This is a genomic window from Chamaesiphon sp. VAR_69_metabat_338 (assembly GCF_031423935.1).
In the GTDB taxonomy this organism is placed as follows: Bacteria; Cyanobacteriota; Cyanobacteriia; order Cyanobacteriales; family Chamaesiphonaceae; genus Chamaesiphon.
This window is the reverse complement of the sequence record NZ_JANPGM010000034.1, coordinates 1-4,253: the sequence shown is the minus strand read 5'-3', so window position 1 is coordinate 4,253 and position 4,253 is coordinate 1. Positions and strand designations below refer to the sequence as shown.

Here is a 4,253-nt window from a genome sequence, read left to right as displayed (position 1 = left end):
AGGACAACCAGCCAGCCACACTTGATAACTTTCGGGGAAACTACCGACAAAGCCGACTTCCGCCATGTAGGGACGCGCGCAACCATTGGGGCAGCCAGTCATGCGGATGACAAATGGCTCGTCAGGTAAGCCTAATTTGTCCAGGAGGACACGAAAACGCTCGTTGACGCTGGGTGCCACGCGCTCGGATTCGGTGACGGCTAGACCGCAGGTAGGCAGGGCTGGGCACGCCATCGAGTAGCGGACGAGGGGATCGATGTTGAGGGGATCTGGTTCGATGCCATTGTCGAGCAGGATTTTATGAATGTTATCTCGATCTGCTGGATCGATATCGTAAATCAATACGTTTTGATGGGGCGTGACGCGCATCGGGATTTGATACTTCTGCACGATTTCTCTCAACGCGGTGCGGAGTTTAAAGTCGCCCTCGTCTTTGATCCGTCCGTTGACAACGGAAATACCGAGGAATACTTTCCCGTCGCCTTGTTCGTGCCAACCTAAAAAGTCTAAATATCGGAAAGCGGGAAGTTGCTTGAGCGGCTCGATCTTTTTGCCGTAATATTCTTCGACTTTGGCGGTAAATTTAGCTACGCCCCAATCGTGAATCAGGTACTTCATCCGCGCGTGACGGCGGTTGGTACGATCGCCATAATCACGTTGAGTAGAGACGATCGCTTTAACTAGATCGTAGATATCATCTTTGGGTACATAACCGATCGGATCGGCAATGCGGGCGAATGTTTCTTCTTTATTATGGGTGCGTCCTAACCCTCCCCCAGCATAGACATTAAAGCCTAATACTTCGCCTTTGTCGTCAGAAATAATGACCAAACCTAAATCTTGGGAGAAGATATCGGTCGAGTTATCGCCGGGAACTGTCACCGCAATTTTAAATTTGCGGGGCATATATTGCATCCCATACAGTGGTTCTAGATCTCCAGGGAAAATTGTATGGTTGCGATCGGTTGCTAATGCCGCTTTGACTTCTGGTGCGGGTTCGCCACTGATGGCTTTTTCTCCATCCAACCACACTTCATAATACGCACCTGATTGGGGCGTGAGCAGATCGGCGATTCGATCGGCATAAGCCCAAGCATTGACGTACTCAGGCTTGTTTTTGAAGGGGGCTGGGGGTGCCATCACGTTCCGGTTCAAGTCACCGCACGCACCGAGGGTAGAACCCATGTTATGGACGATCGCGGCAATAGCTGGTTTGAGATTTTTCTTAAGAATCCCATGCATCTGAAAACCTTGGCGAGTAGTCGCGCGGATGGTTTCGTTCCCGTAGTCGCTCGCCAATCGATCGAGTGCCAAGTACAATTGGGGCGGGATAAAGCCGCCGGGATTGCGCGTCCGCAGCATCATTTGATAATCTTTTTCTTCACCTTTGACGCGATTATCCCGATTATCCTGCTGATAAGATCCGTGAAATTTGAGGATCTGAATTGCGTCTTCCGTGAAATAATTTGTATCGAGGAGTAGCTCGCTGGCAACAGGTTCCCGTAGATAGTGACTATCTGTCTTTAAATGTTCTACTTTTGCGAGCTTTTTGGGGTTGGAAGTGTTAACCATACTGAGTTTAGGGATACTTGCAGGCGAGGATCTAGTCTATAGCAAACCTAAGTCACTTAGATCCATAGTCTATTTATTTTAACGCTCATCAGATTCGCCATTTCGGTAGGAATTCTAAAATAAATGTCGAGGTTCCCGATCCTCAACCCTGACGGTTAGCAACCGCCACTGATGTTGCCAAGTTCGTCTTGTCTCGATCGAAACACGTTTGGCAATTTTAGGTCGATCGAGAGTACTGGAATTTAATAGCGATTCGATCGAAATTACTCACCTACTTGCGACAACTGGTACCCAAATGCGTAGCGAGTGAGCCTGTCGCTATTCTCTAGTGGGGGGATAAGCAGAGGCTGGGAAAATGTTTTAACCATTGTGGGTGCTGGGTTAGGGCGGATCTCAATTATAGGAGCTGCTACTGGCTAATTTGTAGCTGAGATAAATGCTCGATCGTCACATTTGACAGCGGAATCGATTGACTGAATCGACCCCAGGAGATGCCGATACAACCTGCGGCACCGCCTTTTTTGGCCATGGACATATCCCAGGTACTATCGCCAACCATCAAGGTTTGTGCGGGATTTACTCCAAGTTCCTGACACGCGAATTGAAATAAGCGCGGATCGGGTTTGGCGAATTGGAGATCGGAGCCTAAAAGCACCTGAAAATAAGGCTGTAACTTGTGATAGTGGGCAAATTTGACGACTTGGCTGGTAGTAGCAGCAGAGACGATGCCCAATTTTAGCCCCGTACTTGCCAAAGACTCGATCGCGGCTTGACAGCCCGGAAACATGGCATTGGGAGTAGATTCCATCACGCGATCGACTTCATCGAATGCGCCTCTGACAATTTCGAGAGCCTCACTCCAGCCTCTACCCGTTTCGGCAATATAAGCCGCCGCCGCAATTTCATTTTCATATTGACTGCCCACTGCTTGTAATCCAGCTGGATCTAAACCCTTGTCGGTGACGCCAAAAGCCATCAGCAGCGGTTCTCCCACCCCTGGAATTTGGGCATCGATCAGGCGCGCGCGTTTTTGGGCGAGATTGCGGAGATAGTCGCCAGAGTCTTCCAGGGTGCCGTCTTTATCAAAAATAATGGCTTGAATATCAGTAAATTTGTGGCCGAGACAGTCGATCGCAAGCATGGCAGATGAGGATAGAGAACCTAACGCAATTCCATAATTATCCTGTATCCCTAACGCTTGGGACGATTAAATAATAAATAATATTGCGATCGCTAAGATGCGGGGATCGCCACAGTGCAGAATCGATAATATAACAAAACTTTTAACGACCGTTCGACAATAATTAATCCCTGACAAGTTAAATCGATCGATTGTCGAGGTGTTAAACCCCATCTCACTACCAGCTAAATTTAAGAATTAGGATAATAGCTCTATGATTCAAAATATTTTAATTGCCGTCGCTGGCTTGGGTAAATGCGAACAAATGCTCAAGATGCTGATGGAAATTCCCATCATTCAAGGGGCAAACGTTACTATCTTGCATGTCGTCGCGCCCCAAGTAACTGCCGAACTGATGTCGGAAAAGCTGACTGCGGGCGGTAAAATCTTAGCCGATGCGATCGAATATCTCAAGCTCGATCCGGCTAAAGTCAATGTCCGACTCAAACAAGGCGATCCCAAAGATACCGTTTGTCAGGTTGCCGAGGAAGAAAATTCCGATCTAATTATTATGGGTTCGCGCGGACTCAATCGTTTGGAATCGATTCTATCTAATTCTGTCAGTCAGTATGTTTTCCAACTGACTTCGCAGCCGATGTTATTGGTTAAAGATGACGTCGATACCAAACGGATTTCCAAAATCATGCTGGGATATAATAACTCCAGCACGGCGCAAGCATCGCTAAAATTAGCCCTTTCGTTCTTGCGCGATATTAAAGGTAGTCAATTAATGTTGATGCACGTTAAAGCCGATCGTAAATCTACTGATATCCCAGTTAATCCCGAACAAGATCCAGTTTTTGCAACAGCAGTTGCCGAAGCTAAAAGACAAGGTGTCGCCTATAAATGTATCTTGGGCGTCGGCGATCCAGGCAAAGAGATCTGCAAGGCGGCTGAGGAATTTAATGCCGATCTGATCGTCTTAGGTTCGCCAGAACGTCGGCCATCGATCGCCAAAAACCTACCAGATTTAGAGCGGTTGCTCGGTAATTCGCTATCTGACTATGTGCGGGTTAAAGCTCCTTGTCCGGTCTTGTTGAATCGATCGATTGCTTGATGCTAGAAATAAAAAAGTAGGGGTAATTCATGAAGCGTCTCTTTCCGGTCGGGTTCCCCGACCATGGAAAAGAGACAAGACAGCGGCTTGCGCTCGTCGGGTTTCCCGACGGTACAGCAAGACAAGACATTACCCCTACTTTTTTATTTCTAGCTATCATAATCTACATAAAATAACTTAGCTTGACGATCGCCATACTCCATAACAAATTCATAAAATGAAAGCAATAGCCCCAAAACCTTTGTCGTTTGGATAGCTTCAAGCTAAATTGAATCAGTCGCCACGCGATCGCAAACAATGGCATAGAAACAAGTGTGATGCCCAAAAAGCGGATGATGCTCACATCATGATATCCGCCAGCTTCAATCATAATCAGCTCGATAAAAGCTGCTAGATAAACACATAGGTGAATACCCGCCTGAAGGAAGGAAAGCAACCGAAATA

At 47.2% G+C, this 4,253-nt stretch carries 3 protein-coding genes and 1 pseudogene; 1 reads left to right on the top strand and 3 read right to left on the bottom strand.

Features of this window, described 5'->3' with window-relative positions:
- Positions 1-1,572 (bottom strand): sulfite reductase, ferredoxin dependent (gene sir / locus RMO84_RS01165; protein WP_310486606.1); only part of this gene is annotated, 1,572 nt, incomplete at its 3' end.
- Between the two features lie 409 nt (positions 1,573-1,981).
- Positions 1,982-2,713, bottom strand: a complete 732-nt coding sequence (locus RMO84_RS01160; RefSeq protein ID WP_310486605.1) for an HAD family hydrolase — start codon at positions 2,711-2,713, stop codon at positions 1,982-1,984.
- Between the two features lie 253 nt (positions 2,714-2,966).
- On the opposite strand from RMO84_RS01160, the gene RMO84_RS01155 reads away from it, so the two are divergent.
- Entirely contained in the window at positions 2,967-3,809 is an 843-nt protein-coding gene (locus tag RMO84_RS01155; RefSeq protein ID WP_310486604.1) for a universal stress protein, read from the top strand.
- A gap of 163 nt (positions 3,810-3,972) precedes the next feature.
- Here RMO84_RS01155 and RMO84_RS01150 read toward each other — a convergent pair.
- A pseudogene (locus RMO84_RS01150) lies at positions 3,973-4,253 on the bottom strand (hypothetical protein); the annotation flags it as partial.

What these genes read in the sequence shown, in the direction of transcription:
- RMO84_RS01160 (WP_310486605.1), bottom strand. Translation starts at nt 2,713, where the DNA reads ATGCTTGCGATCGACTGTCTCGGCCACAAATTTACTGATATTCAAGCC.
- RMO84_RS01155 (WP_310486604.1), top strand. Translation starts at nt 2,967, where the DNA reads ATGATTCAAAATATTTTAATTGCCGTCGCTGGCTTGGGTAAATGCGAA.